This is a genomic window from Mesorhizobium sp. LNHC252B00, from assembly GCF_000502955.1.
GTDB lineage: Bacteria > Pseudomonadota > Alphaproteobacteria > Rhizobiales > Rhizobiaceae > Mesorhizobium.
Map to the genome: position 1 here is coordinate 74,152 of NZ_AYWO01000011.1, position 20,079 is coordinate 94,230.

General features: G+C 61.5%; 19 protein-coding genes and 1 pseudogene. 12 read left to right on the forward strand and 8 right to left on the reverse strand.

Features of this window, described 5'->3' with window-relative positions; all coding sequences use genetic code 11:
- Positions 1-70 precede the first annotated feature (70 nt).
- Positions 71-970, reverse strand: coding sequence for a LysR family transcriptional regulator (locus tag X744_RS154170; protein WP_023759855.1), 900 nt, complete (start codon positions 968-970; stop codon positions 71-73).
- A gap of 91 nt (positions 971-1,061) precedes the next feature.
- Here X744_RS154170 and X744_RS154165 point away from each other — a divergent pair, with 91 nt between their 5' ends.
- Complete coding sequence (locus X744_RS154165) at positions 1,062-1,934, forward strand: aldo/keto reductase family oxidoreductase (RefSeq protein WP_023759856.1); 873 nt, start codon at positions 1,062-1,064, stop codon at positions 1,932-1,934.
- 225 nt (positions 1,935-2,159) lie between these two features.
- Here the strand turns inward: X744_RS154165 and X744_RS154160 are convergent, their stop codons facing one another.
- The 3 genes from X744_RS154160 to X744_RS154150 all read right to left on the reverse strand — a co-directional run bounded on the left by X744_RS154160 (position 2,160) and on the right by X744_RS154150 (position 4,903).
- Positions 2,160-3,218 carry a glycerophosphodiester phosphodiesterase family protein gene (locus X744_RS154160; RefSeq protein WP_023759857.1) on the reverse strand — a complete coding sequence of 353 codons (1,059 nt, stop codon included), beginning with the start codon at positions 3,216-3,218 and terminating at the stop codon, positions 2,160-2,162.
- Positions 3,219-3,571: 353 nt separating this feature from the next.
- Positions 3,572-4,210 carry an FMN-binding negative transcriptional regulator gene (locus X744_RS154155; RefSeq protein WP_023759858.1) on the reverse strand — a complete coding sequence of 213 codons (639 nt, stop codon included), beginning with the start codon at positions 4,208-4,210 and terminating at the stop codon, positions 3,572-3,574.
- 48 nt (positions 4,211-4,258) lie between these two features.
- Positions 4,259-4,903 (reverse strand): XRE family transcriptional regulator, encoded by a 645-nt coding sequence (locus tag X744_RS154150; protein WP_023759859.1) that lies wholly within the window; start codon positions 4,901-4,903, stop codon positions 4,259-4,261.
- Positions 4,904-5,446: 543 nt separating this feature from the next.
- Here X744_RS154150 and speB point away from each other — a divergent pair.
- Together speB and argC are read left to right on the forward strand one after the other, a co-directional pair.
- The gene (gene speB, locus X744_RS154145; RefSeq protein WP_023759860.1) at positions 5,447-6,457 is read left to right on the forward strand and encodes an agmatinase; all 1,011 of its coding nucleotides are present in this window, start codon (positions 5,447-5,449) and stop codon (positions 6,455-6,457) included.
- A gap of 30 nt (positions 6,458-6,487) precedes the next feature.
- Complete coding sequence (gene argC / locus X744_RS154140; RefSeq protein ID WP_023759861.1) at positions 6,488-7,417, forward strand: N-acetyl-gamma-glutamyl-phosphate reductase; 930 nt, start codon at positions 6,488-6,490, stop codon at positions 7,415-7,417.
- Between the two features lie 18 nt (positions 7,418-7,435).
- Here argC and X744_RS154135 read toward each other — a convergent pair whose 3' ends face one another.
- Positions 7,436-8,680 carry a serine/threonine-protein kinase gene (locus X744_RS154135; RefSeq protein WP_023759862.1) on the reverse strand — a complete coding sequence of 415 codons (1,245 nt, stop codon included), beginning with the start codon at positions 8,678-8,680 and terminating at the stop codon, positions 7,436-7,438.
- A 244-nt stretch (positions 8,681-8,924) separates the two neighbouring features.
- Here X744_RS154135 and X744_RS154130 point away from each other — a divergent pair, with 244 nt between their 5' ends.
- Positions 8,925-9,242 carry a hypothetical protein gene (locus X744_RS154130; RefSeq protein ID WP_023759863.1) on the forward strand — a complete coding sequence of 106 codons (318 nt, stop codon included), beginning with the start codon at positions 8,925-8,927 and terminating at the stop codon, positions 9,240-9,242.
- A 91-nt stretch (positions 9,243-9,333) separates the two neighbouring features.
- On the opposite strand, the gene X744_RS154125 is transcribed toward X744_RS154130, so the two are convergent.
- Positions 9,334-10,425 (reverse strand): COX15/CtaA family protein, encoded by a 1,092-nt coding sequence (locus X744_RS154125; RefSeq protein ID WP_023759864.1) that lies wholly within the window; start codon positions 10,423-10,425, stop codon positions 9,334-9,336.
- Positions 10,426-10,625: 200 nt separating this feature from the next.
- On the opposite strand from X744_RS154125, the gene X744_RS154120 reads away from it, so the two are divergent.
- The gene (locus tag X744_RS154120; protein WP_023759866.1) at positions 10,626-10,841 is read left to right on the forward strand and encodes a DUF2842 domain-containing protein; all 216 of its coding nucleotides are present in this window, start codon (positions 10,626-10,628) and stop codon (positions 10,839-10,841) included.
- A 23-nt stretch (positions 10,842-10,864) separates the two neighbouring features.
- Here X744_RS154120 and X744_RS154115 read toward each other — a convergent pair whose 3' ends face one another.
- Complete coding sequence (locus X744_RS154115; RefSeq protein WP_023759867.1) at positions 10,865-11,923, reverse strand: polysaccharide deacetylase family protein; 1,059 nt, start codon at positions 11,921-11,923, stop codon at positions 10,865-10,867.
- Positions 11,924-12,014: 91 nt separating this feature from the next.
- Between X744_RS154115 and X744_RS154110 the strand changes: the two genes are divergently transcribed.
- On the forward strand, positions 12,015-13,244 hold the full coding sequence (locus tag X744_RS154110) for a GNAT family N-acetyltransferase (protein ID WP_023759868.1): 1,230 nt from the start codon (positions 12,015-12,017) through the stop codon (positions 13,242-13,244).
- Between the two features lie 3 nt (positions 13,245-13,247).
- On the opposite strand, the gene X744_RS154105 is transcribed toward X744_RS154110, so the two are convergent.
- On the reverse strand, positions 13,248-13,961 hold the full coding sequence (locus X744_RS154105) for a GntR family transcriptional regulator (RefSeq protein ID WP_023759869.1): 714 nt from the start codon (positions 13,959-13,961) through the stop codon (positions 13,248-13,250).
- A gap of 262 nt (positions 13,962-14,223) precedes the next feature.
- Here X744_RS154105 and X744_RS154100 point away from each other — a divergent pair, with 262 nt between their 5' ends.
- The 6 genes and pseudogenes from X744_RS154100 to X744_RS154075 all read left to right on the forward strand — a co-directional run bounded on the left by X744_RS154100 (position 14,224) and on the right by X744_RS154075 (position 20,055).
- The gene (locus tag X744_RS154100) at positions 14,224-15,312 is read left to right on the forward strand and encodes an ABC transporter ATP-binding protein (RefSeq protein ID WP_023759870.1); all 1,089 of its coding nucleotides are present in this window, start codon (positions 14,224-14,226) and stop codon (positions 15,310-15,312) included.
- Between the two features lie 33 nt (positions 15,313-15,345).
- Positions 15,346-16,635 carry a PotD/PotF family extracellular solute-binding protein gene (locus X744_RS154095; RefSeq protein ID WP_023759871.1) on the forward strand — a complete coding sequence of 430 codons (1,290 nt, stop codon included), beginning with the start codon at positions 15,346-15,348 and terminating at the stop codon, positions 16,633-16,635.
- A gap of 172 nt (positions 16,636-16,807) precedes the next feature.
- Positions 16,808-17,644, forward strand: a pseudogene (locus X744_RS154090) (ABC transporter permease); the annotation flags it as partial.
- 1 nt (position 17,645) lies between these two features.
- Positions 17,646-18,464, forward strand: a complete 819-nt coding sequence (locus X744_RS154085) for an ABC transporter permease (RefSeq protein WP_023759873.1) — start codon at positions 17,646-17,648, stop codon at positions 18,462-18,464.
- A 2-nt stretch (positions 18,465-18,466) separates the two neighbouring features.
- Entirely contained in the window at positions 18,467-19,213 is a 747-nt protein-coding gene (locus X744_RS154080) for an aspartate/glutamate racemase family protein (RefSeq protein ID WP_023759874.1), read from the forward strand.
- A gap of 5 nt (positions 19,214-19,218) precedes the next feature.
- Entirely contained in the window at positions 19,219-20,055 is an 837-nt protein-coding gene (locus X744_RS154075; RefSeq protein ID WP_023759875.1) for a GNAT family N-acetyltransferase, read from the forward strand.
- Positions 20,056-20,079: the final 24 nt, after the last annotated feature.

Sequence of the window (20,079 nt, forward strand, 5' to 3'; positions counted from 1 at the left end):
CCGCCTCCGGGCGGCCTTTTTGTTTGCGGCTCACCAATCACTCCATCCATGCCTTTGGCGTCACGACAGCTCAGGACTTGCCGGACCTGATGAAATCGATGAACGCCCGCAGCGGGGCCGGCACCAGGCGCCGGCCGGGATAATACAGAAACGGTCCGGGAAAACTCGGCCACCACGGTTCGAGAATGGGCTCAAGCGCGCCGCTGTCGAAGTAAGGGCGTAGCCAGCCCTCGAAGAGGCCGATGATGCCGGTGCCGGCGATGGCCGCATCGACGGCAAGGTCAGTCGCCCCGCCGATCCGCACGATCAAAGGCCCCGTTGGATCGACCCGGACCACCTCCCCGTCGCGCTCGAATTCCCATGGCAGCATCGCACCGCTGGCAAAGCGGCCGCGCACGCAGGAATGTCCAAGCAGGTCGCTCGGGTGTTCCGGCCGTCCATGGCGATCGAGATAGGCAGGGCTGGCGGCGGTGGCGAAATGCTGCACGCGCGGCCCGATAGGCACCGCGATCATGTCCTGCTCCAGCCGCTCGTCGTAGCGGATACCGGCGTCGCACCCGGCCGCCAGCACGTCGACAAAGTTCTCGTCGGCGATCACCTCCAGCCGGATACCGGGATAGGCGGCAAGAAAACCCGGGACGATGTCGGGCAATATCAGCCGCGCCGCGCTTACCGGCACGTTGAGCCGCAACGAGCCCGCCGGCCTGTCGCGAAAGCCATTCACCACGTCCAGCGCCGCCTCCACCTCCGACAGCGCCGGGCCAAGCCGTTCCAGCAAGCTGAGGCCGGCCTCGGTCGGCACAACGCTGCGCGTGGTTCGGTTGAACAGCCTGACACCCAGCTGTGTCTCGAGGCGACGCACCGCCTCGCTCAAACCGGAGGCGCTGCCGCCGCTGGCTCGCGCCCCGTCGCGGAAACCGCCGGCGCGCGCCACAGCCACGAAGGCGTTCAGATCACTGAGGTCCATCATTGTTCGCCATTCCGCACAGCCTGTGTGGATTGTACCTGATTATCACGAGGTTGAGCAGCGTCTATCTCTGCCTCATCAAAGGAGATCAATCATGTCCGATATTCAACAGGCCGGCACTTTCACCCTTGGCAGCCATACCGTGAAGCGGCTCGGCTACGGCGCCATGCAGCTCGCCGGACCCGGCGTGTTCGGGCCGCCCAAGGATCATGACGCGGCATTGGCCGTGCTGCGCGAAGCGGTTGCACAAGGCGTCGACCACATCGACACCAGCGACTTCTATGGTCCGCACGTCACCAACCGGCTGATCCGCGAGGCGCTGGCACCCTACCCCGACGATCTCGTCATCGTCACCAAGATCGGCGCACGCCGCGGTGCGGATGGTTCATGGCTGCCGGCCTTTTCTCGCGAAGCCCTGACCCAGGCGGTACACGACAATCTAAGCAATCTCGGGCTCGAAGTGCTCGACGTGGTCAATTTGCGCGTCATGTTCGACACCCATGGCCCCGCCGAAGGGTCGATCGAAGCGCCGCTCACCGTGCTGGCCGAGCTTCAACGAAAGGGCTTGGTCAGGCATATCGGACTGAGCAACGTGACGGCTGCGCAGATCGCGCAAGGACGCCGGATCGCCGAGATCGTCTGTGTGCAGAACCAGTACAATCTGGCGCATCGCGGCGACGACTCCCTGATCGACGACCTCGCCCGCGACGGCATCGCCTATGTACCGTTCTTTCCGCTCGGCGGCTTCAACCCGCTGCAGTCGTCGACGCTGTCCGATGTGGCCCAGCGCCTCGGCGCCACCTCGATGCAGGTCGCGCTCGCCTGGCTGCTGCGTCGCGCCCCCAATATCCTGCTGATCCCCGGCACATCGTCTGTCGGGCATCTCAGGGAGAACCTAGCGGCTGGCGAACTGGTGCTTTCGGACAACGTGCTGAGCGAATTGGATGGCATAGCGATGGCTGCTTGAGGGTGGGACCCACTGGGGAGCAAGGCCTTCCAGTTAGGGCTCGGCAGTCACCCACCCGGCGCTTCGCGCCGACCTCCCCATCAAGGGGAGGTAGGGTGGCGCGCTCCAGCACTTGCCAGGCCTTGCGAGACACTCGATGGGTGGGAATCTGCCGTGACCTTCTACCTCCCTCGATGGGGAGGTCGGCGCGGAGCGCCGGGTGGGGTGCGGCGCCAGCGTTCCTAACTAATTGATACTCGCCGTGTTCGCCGGCTCAACCGGCCGCGCCTCGATGGCATAAGGCACGCGAAAACCGTTCGCCGCCAGCCAGCCGATGGCTGCCTTCGGCTCATCGGTCTGGATGATAGTGGCGCCGCGATCGGCCCAGAAGCCCCAGGCTTCGCGCGGCAGGCTGGCCTGGACTGCCAGTTCATCGCCGCGGCCGCCGGCAAGGAAGCCGCCCGGCTTGTTGACGATGGCGTAGGTGTCGGCCCAGATGTGCCAGTTGCCACGTACGGCAGCCGCGCGCATTCGCGTGCTGAATAGCGGCCCGCCGGTCTCGGTCAGCGTCTCAGCGCCCGCCCGCCAGTTGATCAGTTCGATCGCGCGCGGCGACAAGGCACGGTCGACCGTTTCGGCGAAACCGGCATTATGCACCGCGTCGTCGGCGATGATCGGCATGAACTGAAAGCCGCCGTTGATGGCGCTCATGGCGGCCTTGACCGTGGAAATCCTGTTCTGGTTCCACAGGTTCTCCTTGACGATGACCTGCTCGGCCATGCCGAGATCGCGAGCGACAGCGATCATGCCCGAGAGATCGCCGACGTCGAGCTTGTTATCGAGATTGATGAGAATCCTGTCTCGCGTTGCCGTCAGCATCTCGCGCAGCGTCGAGACCGTCTCATCGGTAACGATGCGGGTACCTTCGATCACCAGCCTACAGGTCCTGAGTTCCGCCAGCGTGTATTTGACCACCTCGCCCTTGCAGGTCGTGGTGCGATCAAGCCAGCTGTCATGCATGACGACGAACTCACCATCCTTCGAACGCCGGATGTCGACCTCGACGATCTCAGCGCCCATGGCGATCGAGCCTTCGACCGCGGCAATCGAGTTTTCCGCATAAAGCGTCTTGCCGGCCTGCATGCTGCCGGCGCGATGCGCGGCCACCATCACGTGGTCGCGCCACTGGTTGGCATGGTCGAAGCGGTCGAGAATCTGGCTGGCGCGGGTCTCACCGGCCAACGACTGGCCAGAGAAGACCGCAAGTGCCGAGGAAAAGAATAGGCTGAGCCAGATGGTCCGCATCGAGAATCGCTCCTTGCCGGGACGAAATCGAGATAAGCGATGCCCGTGACAGGGAGGTGAACGCAGCCGGCTAGGATGCGTGGACACTTGTCTGAATCCAGAGGACGGTTGCCGCGATGTGACGGCAAGATAGTTTCTCGAATTGTGTGGCGAGGGCGTAGGAACTGCTTGAGCCTGGGAAAAGCGACATTCGATCAGGTGACGTTGGGCATAGCGGCGCTTGTCGATCGGGTATTTGCGGCGCAACAGATCGGCATCTTAGCCCGCGTCGGCCATGACGACGAATGCAGGTCGCGTTCCCCGCGAGCCGAAGCATTTGTCTCTCAGGGCCACCTGTCGGGACAAGACTGATGCTATTGGGATTTGGCCGCCGCAGCCGCGAGCATCGCTTCTCCTATCCCATTGACGCCTTGGGCATTCAGCATTTCACCAGCGTTCTGAATATCGCGCACCTCTTTGTTCTGGCTGAGTTTTGATTTCCCAACCAGGCCGGTGATCTCGATCTCCAGGGCGACGATCGCCTTAACCATCGTGTCTATGAAGTCCCTCGGCGCGTCGCCCATCTTCCACGGGGCAAGCTGCGAGGCTTCTTGTATATGAGTGAGCTTCGCCACGTTACGGCGTACATATCGCTCATCATCCCGGACAGTGATGCGTCCGTGGGCGTGGACGACGAGATAGTTCCACGTCGGCACCTGCTTGTGGAGTTCGTGCTTGCTTGGATACCAGTTCGGCGAGATGTAAGCGTCGGCCGCACGGAAGATAACGAGGACTTCATCGCCATTGGCGACTTCCTGCCAGACTGGATTCTTGCGGGCAACATGACAATTGAGGACGCCCTTGTCTCCCTTCGAGCGGTCGAGCTCAAAGGGGACGTGGTTCGCGTCGAGGATGCCTTTGCTTTGGGTGACCAGGATACCGAGCGGGTGTCTCTCGATAAGGTCGAACTGGGCGTTCTGATCGGGAACGGCAAAATGGGGCGGAACGTACAACGGTATTTCTCCTGTCGTGAGTGGCGGCTGTTAGTGATCGGCGAAATCTTACGGAACGGGCCCGGGCATCTTCGTTGCGGTCGACGAGCGCCCCGCATCTCGCTGTCCACCACGCTCAAGGACGGCCATCGAGAAGTGGGCGGGCACATCAGATACCGCCGCGTATGTGTGCGGTTGATCAGTGACAAGCCGCGCACTCTCGCCCTGGCTCAAAATTACTGCATGGGTACCCACCAGGACACTCAGGGACCCCTGAGTCACCGAGATCAGCTCGCGCGTATCCGGACTATGAGCATCTGCGGAAAACACGTCGCCCGGCATAATGACCCAGCTCCACAATTCGAACATCGTGCGTCCCGAGGTCGATGAATGAAGTTGTGCAAAGCTTCCTTTGGCGCTTGTCCAAAGCGTCCTCGTCTCTGTCCGCTCAATGGGAAGGCGAACTGTGGAAGGATCGTCATTCAGCAAATCGGCCACGGAGAGCGAAAACGCCGCCGCCAGTCGGCAAAGTATGCCGATACTGGGGTTCGCCTTGCCTTGCTCAAGCGAGACGACGGTTCCCTTGGACAACCCGCTCAGTTTTGCCAGTCGATCCAGGGTCAGATTTTGGTCGCGCCTCAAGTCTCGGATTCGAACCGCTATCGCTTTGCCAAGCATCTGCTCGGAATCCATCGCTGTCGTAACATCGGTCATTATATTGACTTAGTGCCTCGGCTCATCTATTGCGGTCAATATAATGACCGACGCGAATTTGCAACTGCGCCGTAGCGAGGAAATCATCGATGCGCCAAGGCGCCAGCCGGATTGCTACGAATGTCCGTGGGACTTGAGCATCCTCAGGACATTATCAACGAACTGATGCAGGCCCTAGGATGAGTGGACACTTGTCGATCGGGTATTTGGCATCGTAGGCCGCGTCGGCCATGACGACCTTTGCGGGCAACCCCTCGATCGAGGTGACCCAGCGGTGCCGCGATACCGAAATCATTGTCGCCCGCCAGGCAGACGAAAAGCACGATAACCGCCCTCATCACGATCTCGGCGAGGGTCCAGTCGGTCCTGGCGAGGACCTGTCGCGCCCCTGCAATGGAATCATGCTGAAATCAGGCCCGCAAGGCGACAAATCCTGCCTTGGAGTGGCACTCGCGCAGCACCATTCCGTCTCGCCAAGCTGTGACTGGTATCTTCCCTGCCGCTTCTGTAGTTGTTGCACCCCGATGAAAACGAGGATCCGCAATGGCGAACAACAACATCGACAACGCCTTCACCGCCCGTTCCAAAATGGGCGCCGCGTTCGAGCCGACCTATTCCGGCGCGCTGTCGTTCATGCGGCGTAAATACACCAAGGACGTGAAGGGCGCTGACGCGGTGGTGTGGGGCATTCCGTTCGACGCCGCCGTGACCAACCGGCCTGGCGCTCGTTTCGGGCCGCAGGCTATACGCCGCGCCTCGGCGATCCTCGACAACGACCCGCAATACCCGTTTTCACGTGATCTATTCGAGCATCTGGCGGTCGTCGACTATGGCGATTGCCTGCTCGACTCAGGCAACCACCAGAAGACGCCCGGCACGATCGAGCGTGAGGCGGCGAAGATACTCAAATCAGGCGCCTTCCTGCTGACGCTCGGCGGCGACCATTTCGTCACCTGGCCATTGCTCAAGGCGCATGCCGCCATCCACGGTCCCCTCGCCCTGGTGCAGTTCGACGCGCATCAGGACACCTGGCCGGATGATGGCAAGCGCATCGACCACGGATCCTTCGTCGGCCGCGCCGTCAAGGAGGGCATCATCGATCCAGATCGCTCGATCCAGATCGGGATCCGCACCCACGCGCCCGACACGTTCGGCATCAAGATCCTCCACGGCCATGAAATCGAGGAAATGCGGGCATCCGATATCGCCTACGCCATCGTCGACCGCACCGGCGGCAAGAAGACCTATCTCACCTTCGACATCGACTGCCTCGATCCGGCCTATGCGCCGGGAACAGGCACGCCGGTAGCCGGCGGACCGTCCTCGGCGAAGATCCTTTCGACGCTGCGTCAGCTCAACCAGATCGACATTGTCGGCGCCGATGTCGTAGAGGTTGCGCCGGCCTATGATCACGCCGATATAACGGCGATCGCCGGCTCGATGGTGGCCATGCAATATCTCGGCCTGCTGGCGGAGCGAAAGGCACGGCTCGAAGAGCTGAGCAACAACGGCAGCCACCAGGGTGCCGCAGTGAATCAAGGACAGGACATATAGTCCTGAATTAACAGGGAATTTGATCAGTCCATGAAACCGAAAATCTTCATCGACGGCGAACACGGCACTACCGGTCTGCAGATCCGGGCGCTGCTTGCCGAGCGCGGCGACCTGGAAATCATCTCGGTTCCCGCCGAGCGTCGCAAGGAAACAGCTGCGCGCGCCGAGTTCCTCAATGCCGCCGATGTCGCGATCCTGTGCCTGCCCGACGATGCGGCGAAGGAGAGCGTGTCGCTTATCGCCAACGACACCACCAAGGTCATCGATGCGTCGACCGCGCATCGCGTGGCGGAAGGCTGGGCGTATGGTTTCGCCGAGATGGACAAGACGCAGGCGAAGACAATTGCCTCGGCAAAACGCGTTGCCAACCCCGGCTGCTGGCCGCAGGGACCGATCGCCACGCTGCGGCCGCTGGTCACCGCCGGCCTGCTACCCGCCGATTTCCCGATCACCGTCAACGGTATTTCGGGCTATTCGGGCGGCGGACGGCCGATGATCGAGGACTATGTCGCCAAGGGCGAGGACGCCTCGGAATTCCTCCCTTACGGCCTCACCTTGCAGCACAAGCACGTGCCGGAACTCAGGGCCTATGCCAAGCTATCGCATGATCCGATCATGCAGCCGGCGGTCGGCAATTTCGCGCAAGGCATGATCACGGTCGTGCCATTGCAACTGGGCGGTCTCGACCATGTGCCGACGGGTGCGGAGCTGCATGCGGCGATTGCCGACCATTTCGCTGCCATCAAGGGCGGCGTGGTCGAGGTGGCGCCCTATGCGCATTCGGAGCGCATGCCGGAGATCGATCCGGAGGTCTACAATGGCACCAACCGGATGAAGGTCTACGTCTTTGCCAACGACAAACGCGCGCAGGCCCTGCTGCTGGCGGTCTATGACAATCTCGGCAAGGGTGCCTCGGGTGCCGCCGTCCAGAACATGGACTTGATGCTCGGGCTGACCTAGGTCACCTTCACACCGGGTTTATATTCTTAAACTCCCGTTGACGCGGAGGCGCCTTTCTTCCGCCTCCCTTTCTCGCTTAAGTTGTTCGATCTGCTGCATTTCCTTTTGGCGCGCCTTCGCTGTAAGCCGCTCCCTCAAAATAAGGGTCGTTCTCGGAAGCCACTGTTTAAAATGATCTATTGCAGCTTGGGCAGAGTGCTCTGGAACTGAAGCGGACGCTTCCGCCCCTATGAACCGAAACGAATGAGGTTCTACCCCCATAATCGAGCTATAACTTCCCATATTGTTAAGCGCCTCAATCCATTCTGGCGTTACAGGACGATCAAGCGTCAGCCGGAGTATCCCGTCATCCCAATTTGCACCAATTAACTTTGGTGGCTCATGGGCGAGAGGATCATCGATCTCTCCCATTTTCACCACGGTATTTGTGATCGCGCTCAGTTTCTGCAACGAAACCGACTCGGCATGATACTTCTGAACAAGCATCTTAATCGCCGCTATGGATTCCGGCCTGTCACTAGGATTTTGCTTTATCATACTTGCCACAACACGGTCCAAGTATGCGAATTCTGTCGCAATACCTTCTATAGAGCTGTAGTCGGTCCCATGGGGTACGCTGCCGGTAAACATCTCATTCAACATTAGGCCCAACGCGTAGATATCGGCAGATGGTAGGACTTTCTTGCCAAAACCGCGCTGCTCGGGTGCAGCGTAAATGAAATTTGCCATCCGTTGAGTTGGCCCAGTCTCTACCATCGTGGCCAAGGTATCTTCTGAAAAGTTTGCAATGCCAAAATCTGCAATAGCTGGGACATCCGTTCTGTTGTCGAATAGTATGTTTTCTGGTTTCAAATCGCGATGTGTTACTCCGAGAAGATGCGCCGCTTCGACGCCATCTAAAATTTGGGAAAATAGTTTTAATACGTTGCTGGGTTGAATGCCTTTGCTTAATTCGTCGCGAAGGCTACCGCTATATAGACGCATCACGTAAAATGGACCATTGAACTTTTCTGTAGCAGCAATTCCAAAATCGATTACGGTTACTATATTTTTATGCTTATTTCGCATCAGGAAAGCAATTTCGTTTTTAAATCTTCTTCTTTTGTCCGATGAGGATTGAGTAAGAACTTTTACTGCTACCGATTCGCCAGCATTATCTTTCCCGGCGTAGACACGACCGGCGCCACCTTCACCTATCTGCTCGTCTATGGTGTAGTCGTTGAACGCCGTATTTAGCGAGATCGGCTGCTTGAGTTTCGACATTGGATCACTGTGGCCCTTCTCACTCCGGAACTCCGCAACTTAAACGTTGTGCATTTGGCTTTCATCAAAAATTGGAACCAACGCACAGATATCGAAGGGTCGAAGTGCTAGCTGGGACAGATGCCGTTTTGACAAGCAGGCGCATCTTCTGAACGGCGAATGAACTATGCAAGGGCAGCGCAAGTAACCGCCTGTTCACCACGATGGGCTACTGACTGGTCCCGGCTCCATTCTGGGATTTGTCATGGTCAGCGCGATTTCGGGGCCCTCCCAGGTAACCCAGTATTCCTCGTCCAGCTCGTCGAGCAATGCAGCCCAGGAGGCCGCGCTCGAGAAGCAGATCCAGGATCTGGAAGATCAGGCCAAGGCGATCACGGATCAGGTCAAGGCCGCGCATGTGCAGCAAGATATCGCCGTGGCCCAAGCCAGACTTGATGCACTCAAGGCCGCCGACAAGGCTGCCAAGGCCGATCAGGGCCAATCCGCGCCATCAGCCGCCGCGTTGCGTCAGGCGGAATTCGACGGCGAGAAGACGACATCTTCAAACGAATTCTGGATGTAACTGGCCGATCCATCTTTTTGTTGTGACGCAATTCCCTAAGGGAAAGCGCTATGCGCGTTCCCGGGAAAACCGTTTCACACTTTTCCTGGGATCAGCTCCTGAGCGCGATTTCGTGCGGCAAGGGATAGGCGCCCTTGGTGCCGCGCCAATGCGCCGCGGCAAAGCCCAGCACGATGAGTGCAAAACCCTGATGCGTCAGCGCCATGTGCAGCGGCACATGCATCAGCAGCGTGCCGATGCCGATCGAGGCCTGCACCAGCACCAGCAGAAACAGCAGCGTCGCACGGCGAGCGTGCGTTGAGCCTGGCAGCCGCCGGCGCGTGGCGATCATGTGCCACAAGGCCACGATGAACACCGTATAGGCGCCGAGCCGGTGGACGAATTGCACCGTCTTCGGACTTTCGAAGAAGTTGCGCCACGCCGGCTCGAGCAGCAAGAGATCGCCCGGGATGATCTTGCCGTCCATCAGCGGCCAGGTGTTGTAGCTCAGGCCCGCGTCGAGCCCAGCGACCAGGCCGCCGAGATAGATCTGGACCAGCGCCAGAAGCACGATGAAACCGGCCAGCCTCTGCGTCGACCGATCGGCGGCAGGCTCGGAATGCGGCGCCAGCCCGCGTGCCACGACCATGGTCGCGGTGAAGATCAGTGCGGCGAGTGTCAGGTGGGTCGCCAGCCGGTACTGACTGACGGAGACCCGATCGACCAGGCCGGAGGCCACCATCCACCAGCCTATGGCGCCCTGCAGGCCGCCGAGCAAAAGGATGCCCACGAGTTTCAGCCCCAGACCGTGCTCGATGCGGCGTGTCGCCCAGAAGAACAGCAACGGCAAGGCAAAGACCAGGCCGACGCTACGCGCCAGGATGCGGTGCGCCCATTCCCACCAAAAGATCGACTTGAACGCCTCGATGCTCATGCCCTTGTTGAGCTCGGCATATTGCGGGATCTGCTGATAGAGCTGGAATTCCTCTTGCCACTCGGCGTCGTTGAGCGGCGGGATCACGCCATGGATAGGCTTCCACTGCGTGATCGACAGGCCGGACTCGGTAAGCCTGGTGGCGCCGCCGACCAACACCAACGCAAACAGCACCAGCACCACCATATAGAGCCAGCCGCGCAACAGCGCCCGGTTGCGCAGGTCGCGGTCGCGGGCCACAAATGGTGCGGCAGCTGATATGGCAGCCATGGTCTTGTCCCGGCAGGTTGGTTTGGCGGATTGGTGGACCATCGCACCCGCGCTGGCAAGGCCATGCAGCGCGGCACGCCGTCGCGCCGCGTCTCATCGGTTGCACAGCTTCGCGCCAAGGCCTATGCGAGGCCAACACTCTGAGTTTGCCCGGTGGTCCCCTGTCCGAGTTGCCGGCATCCTCGACCAGGAGACCAACCATGCCCCTGCGCCTGAAAAAGCTGATCGGAATGTTCCTGCTGATCGCGCTGGTCATCATCTATGCGCTCGTCGCATCGATCTTCGCGGTCGCCCAGCTGTCGGAGTCGGGCCCGTGGGTGCATTTCCTGTTCTTCCTGCTCAGCGGCCTGCTCTGGGTGCTGCCGGCAATGGGCATCATCAAATGGCTGATGCTGGAGCCGCGGGCGAAGCGCTAAGCGGAATCCGGGCCCCGCCGCCATCAAATCGTAACGAGCATCTTGCCGGCGTTAGCGAGCGGCGTCGTCACGCCCGACAGCATGGTGCGGATATGGGCGAGGCTCTGGTAGCGGCCGTTGACTGAAATGCGCGGCAAGGCATGCAGGAAACCGGCATGTTCGGCGCGCAGCACACCGTGGCGCGTCGTTACAGCGGATGCATAGCCCGAGTCGCGGGCAAAGCGGACTTCGCGGCAGCCAACAGCACTTGCATAGCCATAGGGGTAGGCGAAATGGCCGGGCTTTTCGCCCAGCTCCGCCTGCAACATGGCGCGCACGGCGCCGGTCTCCTGACGGGCGTCGGCTTCTGAAAGCCGCTTCAGATTGCTGTGGTTGATCGTATGAGCGCCGATCGTCACCAGCGGATGCGCGGCGATGCTGCGGATTTCGTCCCAGTTCATCAATGTCCGCAAGCGCGGGCCGTCGGCGTCAACGCCATTTGAGCGAGCCAGTTCGCGCAGCACCGCTTGCAGATTCTCCTCGCGGACTTCGGAGGTTAGATAGGCATGCAGGCGTGCATTGGCCTGCAGTTTCTTCGCAGGTGTCGAGCAATCGATCGTCAATGGACCGTTCGGTCGCGTCAGAGTGAGGCTGTCGCGCGCGTTGACGATGTCCTCGACCACATCCCACCACAGGTCGGCGGTGCCGTTGATAAGCCCGGGCGCGACATAGATGGTGATCGGTGCACCGTGCTTCTCCAGCAACGGCAGCGCCTCGGTCATGTTGTCGCGATAGGCGTCGTCGGCGGTGATGGTGGCGAACTGGCCACCTTTGCCGCCCACCTTGATGCGCTCGACGGCTTCGTCCATGGCGACGAAGGCATAGCCGCTCGCCTTCATGTCGGCGATCATGGCATCGAGGAAGCCGGGTGCTATGTTCAAATGGCGGTTGACGCTGTGCGGCTTTTCCGGCGTCGCGGTGACGCGGTGCAGCATCAGTATGGCGCCAATGCCGCCGATGAACGGCTTGGCCAGCGGTGCAAGGCCGGTATAGCGGGCGACGTTCAGCGCCAGTTTCCGGATTGCCTCCCCGCCGTCGATCATTCATTCACCTTTTGCGCCTAGGCTGATCCAAGCACGGAACGCGCCTGCGCGAAGCCCCAAATCGCGATCAATATGCCCTAAGGATTGAGGTATGGTTGACGCAACCGCGTCATTTGACGGCAATCGGCTTGCGGCGACCGAGGCGTCGCCGCGCGCCTTGCCGCAGGACCATGCCGGCCTGTTCATTTCAGTGGTGTCGGCGGACGGGCTCGCGGCCTATGCCGAGTTCTGCCGCTCGGCCCTGTTTGCGCCGGCGCAAAGTGCTGGCTGGGTCTTGAACTGGGCTGCACAGGTCAGGCCGGATTTGCTCGTCGCGACATTGAGCGCCGACGGCAAGCCGGTTTTTTCGCTGGCGCTGGAGGTCACCGCCAGCGGTCCGTTCCGCGTCGCCCGCTTCATGGGAGGTCGCCACGCCAATGGCAACTTCGTCGCCGCGGACCCTGGCTGGCTGGCCAAAGCGGATATCCGGGCCGTCCGATCGATGCTGGCGGCCATCGCCAAGGAACGTCCGGACATCGATCTCGTCGCGTTGGAACGATTGCTGCCCAATCTGGACGGCGTCGCCAATCCCTTCGCCTCACTTGACCATTTTGCCAGCCCCAATCTGTCGCTGGCCGTCGACCTTGTCGGAGGCTTCGATGCGCTGCTTTCTCGCGCCAGCGGCAAACGCAAACGCAAGAAGCACCGTTCGCAGATCCGGAAATTCGAAGCCGTCGGCAGCCATCGCCGGATCGAGGCGCGCACGGCCGACGAGGTCGCAAGGCTGCTCGATGGCTTTTTCGAGATGAAGGAATTCCGTTTCCGCAAGATGGGCATCACCAACGTCTTCGGCGACGAGTTGGTGCGCAGCTTCTTTCGAGCGCTGTTCGTGCAAGCGCTTGCCGAGGACAAACCTTCTTTCGTGCTGCACGGGCTAGAGGTTGCCGGCAAGCTGCGCGCCGTCACCGGATCGAGCCGCTCGGGTAAGCGCCTGATCTGCGAGTTCGGCGCGATTGCCGACGACGACCTCGGCCATACCAGCCCCGGCGACTTCCTGTTCTTCGACAACATCCAGGAAGCCTGCGCGACCGGCTTCGAGGTCTATGATTTTTCCGTCGGCGACGAGGCCTACAAGCGGCTGTGGTGCGATATGGAGACCCAACATTTCGAAGTGCTGATACCACTGACCCTGAAGGGCCGCGTGCTGGCGCTGATGCTCAGGCAAGGCGCGCGGCTGAAAGCCTTCATCAAGAACAGCCCGACGATCTGGAAGCTGACCAAGATGCTGCGCCGCAAGGCGGCGGGACAGGCGGCATCCACTGCCGGCGAAGACGACAGCTAGCTCTCAGAAGTCGAGGGCTTCCCTCAGCGCCGGGCTGGCCCTGACGCGCAAATCCAGATCGGCCTCGATATGATCGAGGTGGTGCAGCATCAGCAGGCTCGCCCGCCCGCAATCTCCGCTCCCCAGCGCGCCGACAATTTCCGTGTGTTCGCTGTGCCCACAGGCGGATATGCCAGACCGCCCGTAGAGCGCGATGACCAGTGACGAGCGCGCCACCAGCTCCTCCATGAAGCGCTGCAGGATGGCATTGCCGGCGACGGCGGCGAGCAGCAAGTGGAAATCGCCCGACGCCCTGATTTCGGAACGCCGCGCATTCGGCCCACGCTCGGCAATGAAGCGGCCCTCCTCGTCGAGCTGCGCCTTGAATGCAGCTATGTCGGCAGCGGTGACGCGGCCGCAGGCGGCGATGGCAATGCCCGGTTCGATCAGCCGTCGCGAGGCGAACACCTGGCGCGCTTCCTCTGGCGATGGGTTGGCGACGAAGGCGCCACGGTTGCGCTCGGTGCGCACCAGCCCTTCGAAGGACAGCATCTGCAGCGCCGCGCGTGCCACCGTACGGGAGACGTCGAACAGCGTGCCGACCTCGCCTTCCGACAGTTTGGTGCCCGGCGCCAGCCGGCGGTCGACGATGGCGTCGCGTAGCTGGTCGCGGATCGCCTGGGCACGATCCTGCGTGGCACTGTCGGTGGCGGAATAGATCTGGTCGGCAAAGTTCATGGCGGCAATTCTTTCCGTCCCCTTCTAACGCGACTCTCGACGTCAGCACGAGAGGCAAAGTGGACACGAAGGCAAAAAAGATTGCATACGATTTGTGTATAGATCGCAGACAATCGCCCATAATTTGTGCAACGCACAAAACGCCCGTTTGATAGGCGACACCCGAAAATCCCGATTTCCCCGACAATTTAAATGCTTGGTCGGCAGCATGGCGATTGGCATGCATGATGCTTTGGCTAATACGACCAAACGGGGATGCCTGATGTCCAAAGCCGCCGAAATCGACATTGTGTCCGTTTCGAAAATCTATGGAACGACGACCGCCGTCGAGGGCATCAGCCTCAAGATCCCGGCCGGCACCTATTGCTGCTTGCTCGGCCCTTCCGGCTGCGGCAAGACCTCGACGCTGCGCATGATCGCCGGCCATGAGAGCATTTCCAGCGGCGATGTCCGCCTTGGCAACGTGGTGGTGACGGACTTGCCGCCGGCCAAGCGGGGCACGGCGATGATGTTCCAGTCCTATGCGCTCTTCCCGCATCTCGACCTCATCGACAATGTCGCCTTCAGCCTCAAGATGAAGGGCATCGACAAGGAAAAGCGTCGTGCCAAGGCGCTCGACATGCTGAAGCTGATGCAGATGGAGGCCTATGCGACGCGCCGGCCCGCACAGCTTTCCGGCGGCCAGCAGCAGCGCGTCGCGCTGGCGCGCGCGCTGATCACCGATCCCGAGGCGCTGTTGCTCGACGAGCCGCTTTCCGCGCTCGATCCGTTCCTGAAGATCCGCATGCGGGCCGAGCTGAAAAAGCTGCAGACGTCACTCGGCATCACTTTCGTCCACGTCACCCACAGCCAGGAGGAGGCGATGGCACTCGCCGACCTGATCGTGGTGATGAATGACGGCCTCATCGAACAAGCGGCGCCGCCGCGCGACGTTTTCGAGCGGCCGGCCACCGCCTTCGTTGCCCGCTTCATGGGCGACCACAATGTCATCTCCGGCCGGGTCACCGGCGAACGCGGCGCCATGGTCACCTTCGACGTGAATGGCGGCGGCTCGCTTGCCGCCAGCGGCCAACCACGGGACGTGGGAGCGCCGATCGATATCGCCATCCGCACCGACCATGTGCGCATCGGCGAGGCGCCCTCGCCCGGTCTCGGCTTCACGGGCATCGTCTCCAACATCGAATATCGCGGCGCCACGGTGAAGCTGTCGGTCACCGGCGCCGGCATCGACGATTTCACCGTCATCGTCGACGATTCCGACTTCTTCGCCAAACCAGTCGCCATTGGCAACGCCGTGCCGCTCGCCTGGGGTTCCGAGGATGCCATCATCCTCGGCCGCCTGCATTCATGACGTCAACCAAGCAAAACAAGATAGGGGAATAGGATGACAAACACTACGCAAACCAAGGCGGGCATTTCGCGCCGCTCGCTGCTCAAGACGGGTGCCGCTGCCGTCGGCCTTGCCGCCGGCTCCGGTGCCATATCAGGCTTTCCGACCATTTGGGCGCAATCCAACATCACGCTGCGCCAGTTCGGCACCGGCGTGTCGAACCTCAACGCCATCGCCGACAAGTGCAAGGCCGATCTCGGTATCACGCTGGAGATGACGGCGACAGATTCCGACGCGGCCGCCCAACGTGCAGTGACCCAGCCCGACAGTTACGACATCGCCGACATCGAATACTGGATCTGCAAGAAGGTGTTCCCGAGCGGCGTCCTGCAGCCGATGGACGTCAGCAAACTGAAGTACTACGACGAACTGGTGCCGCTGTTCAAAACCGGCAAGCTGACGCCCGACAGCGTCATCGCGCAGGGCACGGCGCCGCACACGGTCGGGTATGTCGACGCGCAGGACTCAAAGACCTTCGCCAAGGCACCGACCAACTGGTTCACCATGGTGCCGACCATCTACAACGCCGACACGCTGGGCATCCGCCCCGACCTCGTCGGCCGCGACATCACCACATGGGCCGATATCATGGACCCGGCCTTCAAGGGCAAGACCGCAATCCTCAACATCCCCTCCATCGGCATCATGGATGCGGCGATGATCATGGAAGCCACGGGCAATATCAAATATGCCGACAAGGGCAACATGACAAAGGACGAGATCGACAAGACGATCGACTTCCTGATCAAGGCCAAGCAGGCCGGCCAGTTCCGCGCCTTCTGGAAGTCCTTCGACGAGAGCGTCAATCTGATGGCGTCGGGCGAAGTCGTCATCCAGTCGATGTGGTCACCCGCCGTCGCCGCCGTGCGCTCCAAGGGCATCGCCTGCCGCTTCCAGCCGCTCAAGGAAGGCTACCGCTCATGGGGTGGCGGCCTCGGTCTTGCCGCCCACCTCAAGGGCGCCGAGCTCGACGCTGCTTACGAGTACATAAACTGGTACACTTCGGGCTGGGTCGGCGGCTATCTCAATCGCCAGGGCTACTATTCGGCCAACATGGTCTCAGCCAAGAAATTCATGACCGAGGACGAATGGGGCTACTGGATTGAAGGCAAGCCAGCCAAGGGCGAGATCAAGGCACCGGACGGCACGGTCATGGAGAAGGCCGGCGCGGTGCGTGACGGCGGCTCGTTCGAGGAGCGCATGGGCAAGGTCGCCTGCTGGAACTCGGTCATGGACGAGGACCGCTACATGGTGAAGCGCTGGAACGAGTTCATCGCGGCTTGATCTAGTCAGCGCCCCTTCTCTTCCCCTTCTCCCCTTGTGGGAGAAGGGGATTGGCGCGCAGCGCCCGCACCACAAACCTGCACCGAGAGCATTAATGACAGTCGCGCTCGACCGCCCCGCAATTGCCGCCGCCGCGAAACCAGCCCGACGACGACGCTTCGCGTTCGGCGGGGTCACGCCCTATCTCCAATCGGCGCCACTGGCGCTGATCCTCAGCGCATTCCTGCTCCTGCCCATCATCATGATCGTCGTCGTGTCCTTCTGGGATTACGACTTCGCCGCCATGTATCCGGATTTCCTGACCACCAACTATTCCGACGTTCTGGGCTCGTGGGTTACCTGGAAGACCTATCTCAACACCATCAAGTTCGCCGCCATCGTTTGGGCGCTGACCTTGTGCATCGGCTTCTGGGTCGCCTATTTCCTCGCCTTCCACATCCGCACCACGGCCATGCAGATGGTGCTGTTCCTGGTCTGCACCGTGCCTTTCCTAACCTCCAACATCATCCGCATGATCTCATGGATTCCGGTGCTCGGCCGCAACGGGCTGATCAACTCGACGCTGGTGCATCTGGGGCTGGTGCCGAAACCGATTGAATGGTTGCTCTATTCCGAATTCGCGGTCGTGCTAGCCATGGTTCATCTTTACACGCTGTTCATGGTGACGCCGATCTTCAACACGCTGATGCGCATCGACCGCTCGCTGGTCGAGGCCGCGCGCGACGCGGGTGCGTCCGGCTGGCAGGTGCTGTGGAACGTCATCATTCCGCTGGCCAAGCCGGGCATGGCGATCGGCACCATCTTCGTCGTCACGCTTGTCATGGCCGACTTCTCAACCGTGCAGGTGATGTCGGGCGGCCAGAGCGCCTCCGTTGCGCTGATGATGAAGAACCAGATGTCACTGCTGCAGTATCCGGCCGCCGCCGCCAATGCGGTGGTGCTGCTGGTGCTGGTGCTGCTGATAGTCGCCGGCATCCTGCGCATTGTCGACATTCGCAAGGAGCTCTGACGTGAGCCCCGAAAAACGCACTGTCGGTTTCTACGTGCTGGCGGTCTTCTTCACGCTGTTCGTATTGTTCCTCTACGGCCCGCTGTCAGCGATCCTGATTCTCTCCTTTCAGGGCGAGACCGGCGGCCTCACCTTCCCGCTCAACGGTGTGTCGCTGCACTGGTTCGCCAATCTGTTCGAGCGCCAGGCGGTCGGCGATTTCGGCGGCAGCTTCAAGCGCTCGCTGGTGCTGGGCGTCATGGTGATGATCGTCACCGTCGTTGTGTCACTGCTGGCGGGCCTTGCCTTCCGCCAGAAATTTCGGGGCGCTACCGCGCTGTTCTACCTGGCTGTCGCCAGCCTCGTCGTGCCCTCGATCATCATTTCACTGGGCATCGGCGTGGTCTTCCAGCAGATCGGCTTTCGTCCGGCCTGGTACACGTCCGCCTTCGGCGCGCATCTGACCTGGACCTTGCCGTTCGGCGTACTGATCATGTTTGCAGTCTTCAACCGCTTCTCGCCGGCCTACGAGGAAGCCGCACGCGACCTCGGCGCCACCTCCTGGCAGACCTTCGCCCATGTCGTGCTGCCGATGATCGCGCCGAGCCTGATCGGCGTTGGCCTGTTCGGCTTCACGCTGTCCTACGACGAGTTCGCGCGTACGCTGATGACCTCAGGCACCTTCAACACGCTGCCGCTCGAAATCTATGGCATGACCACCAATGTCACGACGCCCGTGCTCTACGCGCTTGGCACGGTGACCACGGTGTTTTCGTTCCTGGTGATCCTGGCGACGTTGGGCGCCATCCTCTATGTCGGCCGCCGCCGGGCGAGAGCGTGACCGTGCAGATACTTGTGGTAAACCCAAACACGACCTCGAGCATGACCGAGACGATCGCCGCCGCAGCACGCGCGGTCGCCAGTGCCTGGACGGAGGTGGTTGCCGTCACTTCGTCCATGGGACCGGTGTCGATCGAAGGCTATTATGACGAGGCGCTGGCCGTGCCGGGCCTGCTGATGGAGATCGCCGCCGGCGAGCGTCGCGGCGCGCAGGCGGCCATCATCGCCTGTTTCGACGACACCGGCCTGGATGCGGCACGCGCCATGGCCGGTATCCCTGTCATCGGTATCTGCGAGGCGGCGCTTTCCATCGCCGCTTTCATTGCCCAGCGCTTCACCGTGGTGACAACCACCGAACGCTCGCTTGTACCTGTCGAGGGGCTGGTGCAGCGCTACGGCATGGCGGGCCGCGTCCGCGTGCGCGCTGCGGACATATCCGTGCTTGCGCTGGAGGACCCGGCATCTGGCGCGGTCGGAAAACTGCGCGACGAAATCGCCCGAGCCATCCGGGAGGATCGCGCCGAGGCCATCGTGCTCGGCTGCGCCGGTATGGCCGACCTTGCGCAGCGGCTACAGGCGGAGTTCCAACTACCGGTGATCGACGGCGTCGGAGCAGCACTCAAGCAGGCCGAGGCGCTTATCTCGCTCGGCCTGTCGACATCGAAGCGCGGCGCCTATGCAAGCCCGCTGGCCAAGCCCTATCGTGGTGTGCTGAAATCCTTCTCACCCGGAATAGCCGCTGCGGAGTGAGCGCCATGAAGCCGACCATCCGGACGCTGTCGCTGCAGGAGCTGGCTGTTCTCGTCGACTGGGCGGCCGCGGAAGGCTGGAACCCAGGCCTTGAAGACGCGGCGATGTTCCAGGCCGCGGATCCCGAAGGCTTCATCGGCGCCTTTGTCGGCAACGAAATGGTCGCGGCAATCTCGGCGGTGGCCTATGGAATCGAGTTCGGCTTCATTGGCCTCTACATCTGCCGGCCGGATATGCGCGGCAAAGGCTACGGCAAGGCGGTGTGGAACGCCGGCATGAAAAGGCTTGCCGGCCGCACCATCGGGCTCGACGGCGTCGCAGAGCAGCAGGCGAATTACCGGCGCATGGGCTTCAGCCCGGCCTACGAGACCACCCGCTACAGCGGGCGCAAGGTGGGACCCTCGGGCAGAGCCGACGGACTGCGGTTGTTGACGACAGAGCTCGTGCCCGACATCATCGCCTATGACGCACATTGCTTTCCCGCGCCCCGGCGTGCCTTCCTGCAGCGATGGCTGCAGGCGCCGCATCACGGGCTGGCGGCGATCAATTCGCGTGGCACCAGCGGCTATGGCGTAGCGCGGCGGTGTCGGTCCGGCTTCAAGATCGGTCCGTTGTTTGCCGACGATATGAAAATCGCCCTGCAATTGCTGGAACGACTGGCTGGTGCCTGCGAGGGCGGCGATCTGAGCATCGACGTTCCAGCCACCAAACGGGATTTTATCGCAGCGCTCAATGCGGCCGGTTTTGTGCCGACCTTCACCACCACCCGCATGTACAAGGGCCCGCCCCCGAAGCTCGGCCCGCAACGGTTGTTCGGCGTGACGACGCTGGAACTGGGATAGCGACGGTACGGACCTCTGACCGGC

Coding starts and splice junctions, on each gene's coding strand:
- X744_RS154095 (WP_023759871.1), top strand. CDS start 15,346: ATGACAAACACTACGCAAACCAAGGCGGGCATTTCGCGCCGCTCGCTG.
- X744_RS154115 (WP_023759867.1), bottom strand. CDS start 11,923: ATGATCGACGGCGGGGAGGCAATCCGGAAACTGGCGCTGAACGTCGCC.
- X744_RS154100 (WP_023759870.1), top strand. CDS start 14,224: ATGTCCAAAGCCGCCGAAATCGACATTGTGTCCGTTTCGAAAATCTAT.
- X744_RS154130 (WP_023759863.1), top strand. CDS start 8,925: ATGGTCAGCGCGATTTCGGGGCCCTCCCAGGTAACCCAGTATTCCTCG.
- X744_RS154150 (WP_023759859.1), bottom strand. CDS start 4,903: ATGACCGATGTTACGACAGCGATGGATTCCGAGCAGATGCTTGGCAAA.
- X744_RS154075 (WP_023759875.1), top strand. CDS start 19,219: ATGAAGCCGACCATCCGGACGCTGTCGCTGCAGGAGCTGGCTGTTCTC.
- argC (WP_023759861.1), top strand. CDS start 6,488: ATGAAACCGAAAATCTTCATCGACGGCGAACACGGCACTACCGGTCTG.
- X744_RS154135 (WP_023759862.1), bottom strand. CDS start 8,680: ATGTCGAAACTCAAGCAGCCGATCTCGCTAAATACGGCGTTCAACGAC.
- X744_RS154110 (WP_023759868.1), top strand. CDS start 12,015: ATGGTTGACGCAACCGCGTCATTTGACGGCAATCGGCTTGCGGCGACC.
- X744_RS154125 (WP_023759864.1), bottom strand. CDS start 10,425: ATGGCTGCCATATCAGCTGCCGCACCATTTGTGGCCCGCGACCGCGAC.
- X744_RS154160 (WP_023759857.1), bottom strand. CDS start 3,218: ATGCGGACCATCTGGCTCAGCCTATTCTTTTCCTCGGCACTTGCGGTC.
- X744_RS154170 (WP_023759855.1), bottom strand. CDS start 970: ATGATGGACCTCAGTGATCTGAACGCCTTCGTGGCTGTGGCGCGCGCC.
- X744_RS154120 (WP_023759866.1), top strand. CDS start 10,626: ATGCCCCTGCGCCTGAAAAAGCTGATCGGAATGTTCCTGCTGATCGCG.
- speB (WP_023759860.1), top strand. CDS start 5,447: ATGGCGAACAACAACATCGACAACGCCTTCACCGCCCGTTCCAAAATG.
- X744_RS154165 (WP_023759856.1), top strand. CDS start 1,062: ATGTCCGATATTCAACAGGCCGGCACTTTCACCCTTGGCAGCCATACC.
- X744_RS154105 (WP_023759869.1), bottom strand. CDS start 13,961: ATGAACTTTGCCGACCAGATCTATTCCGCCACCGACAGTGCCACGCAG.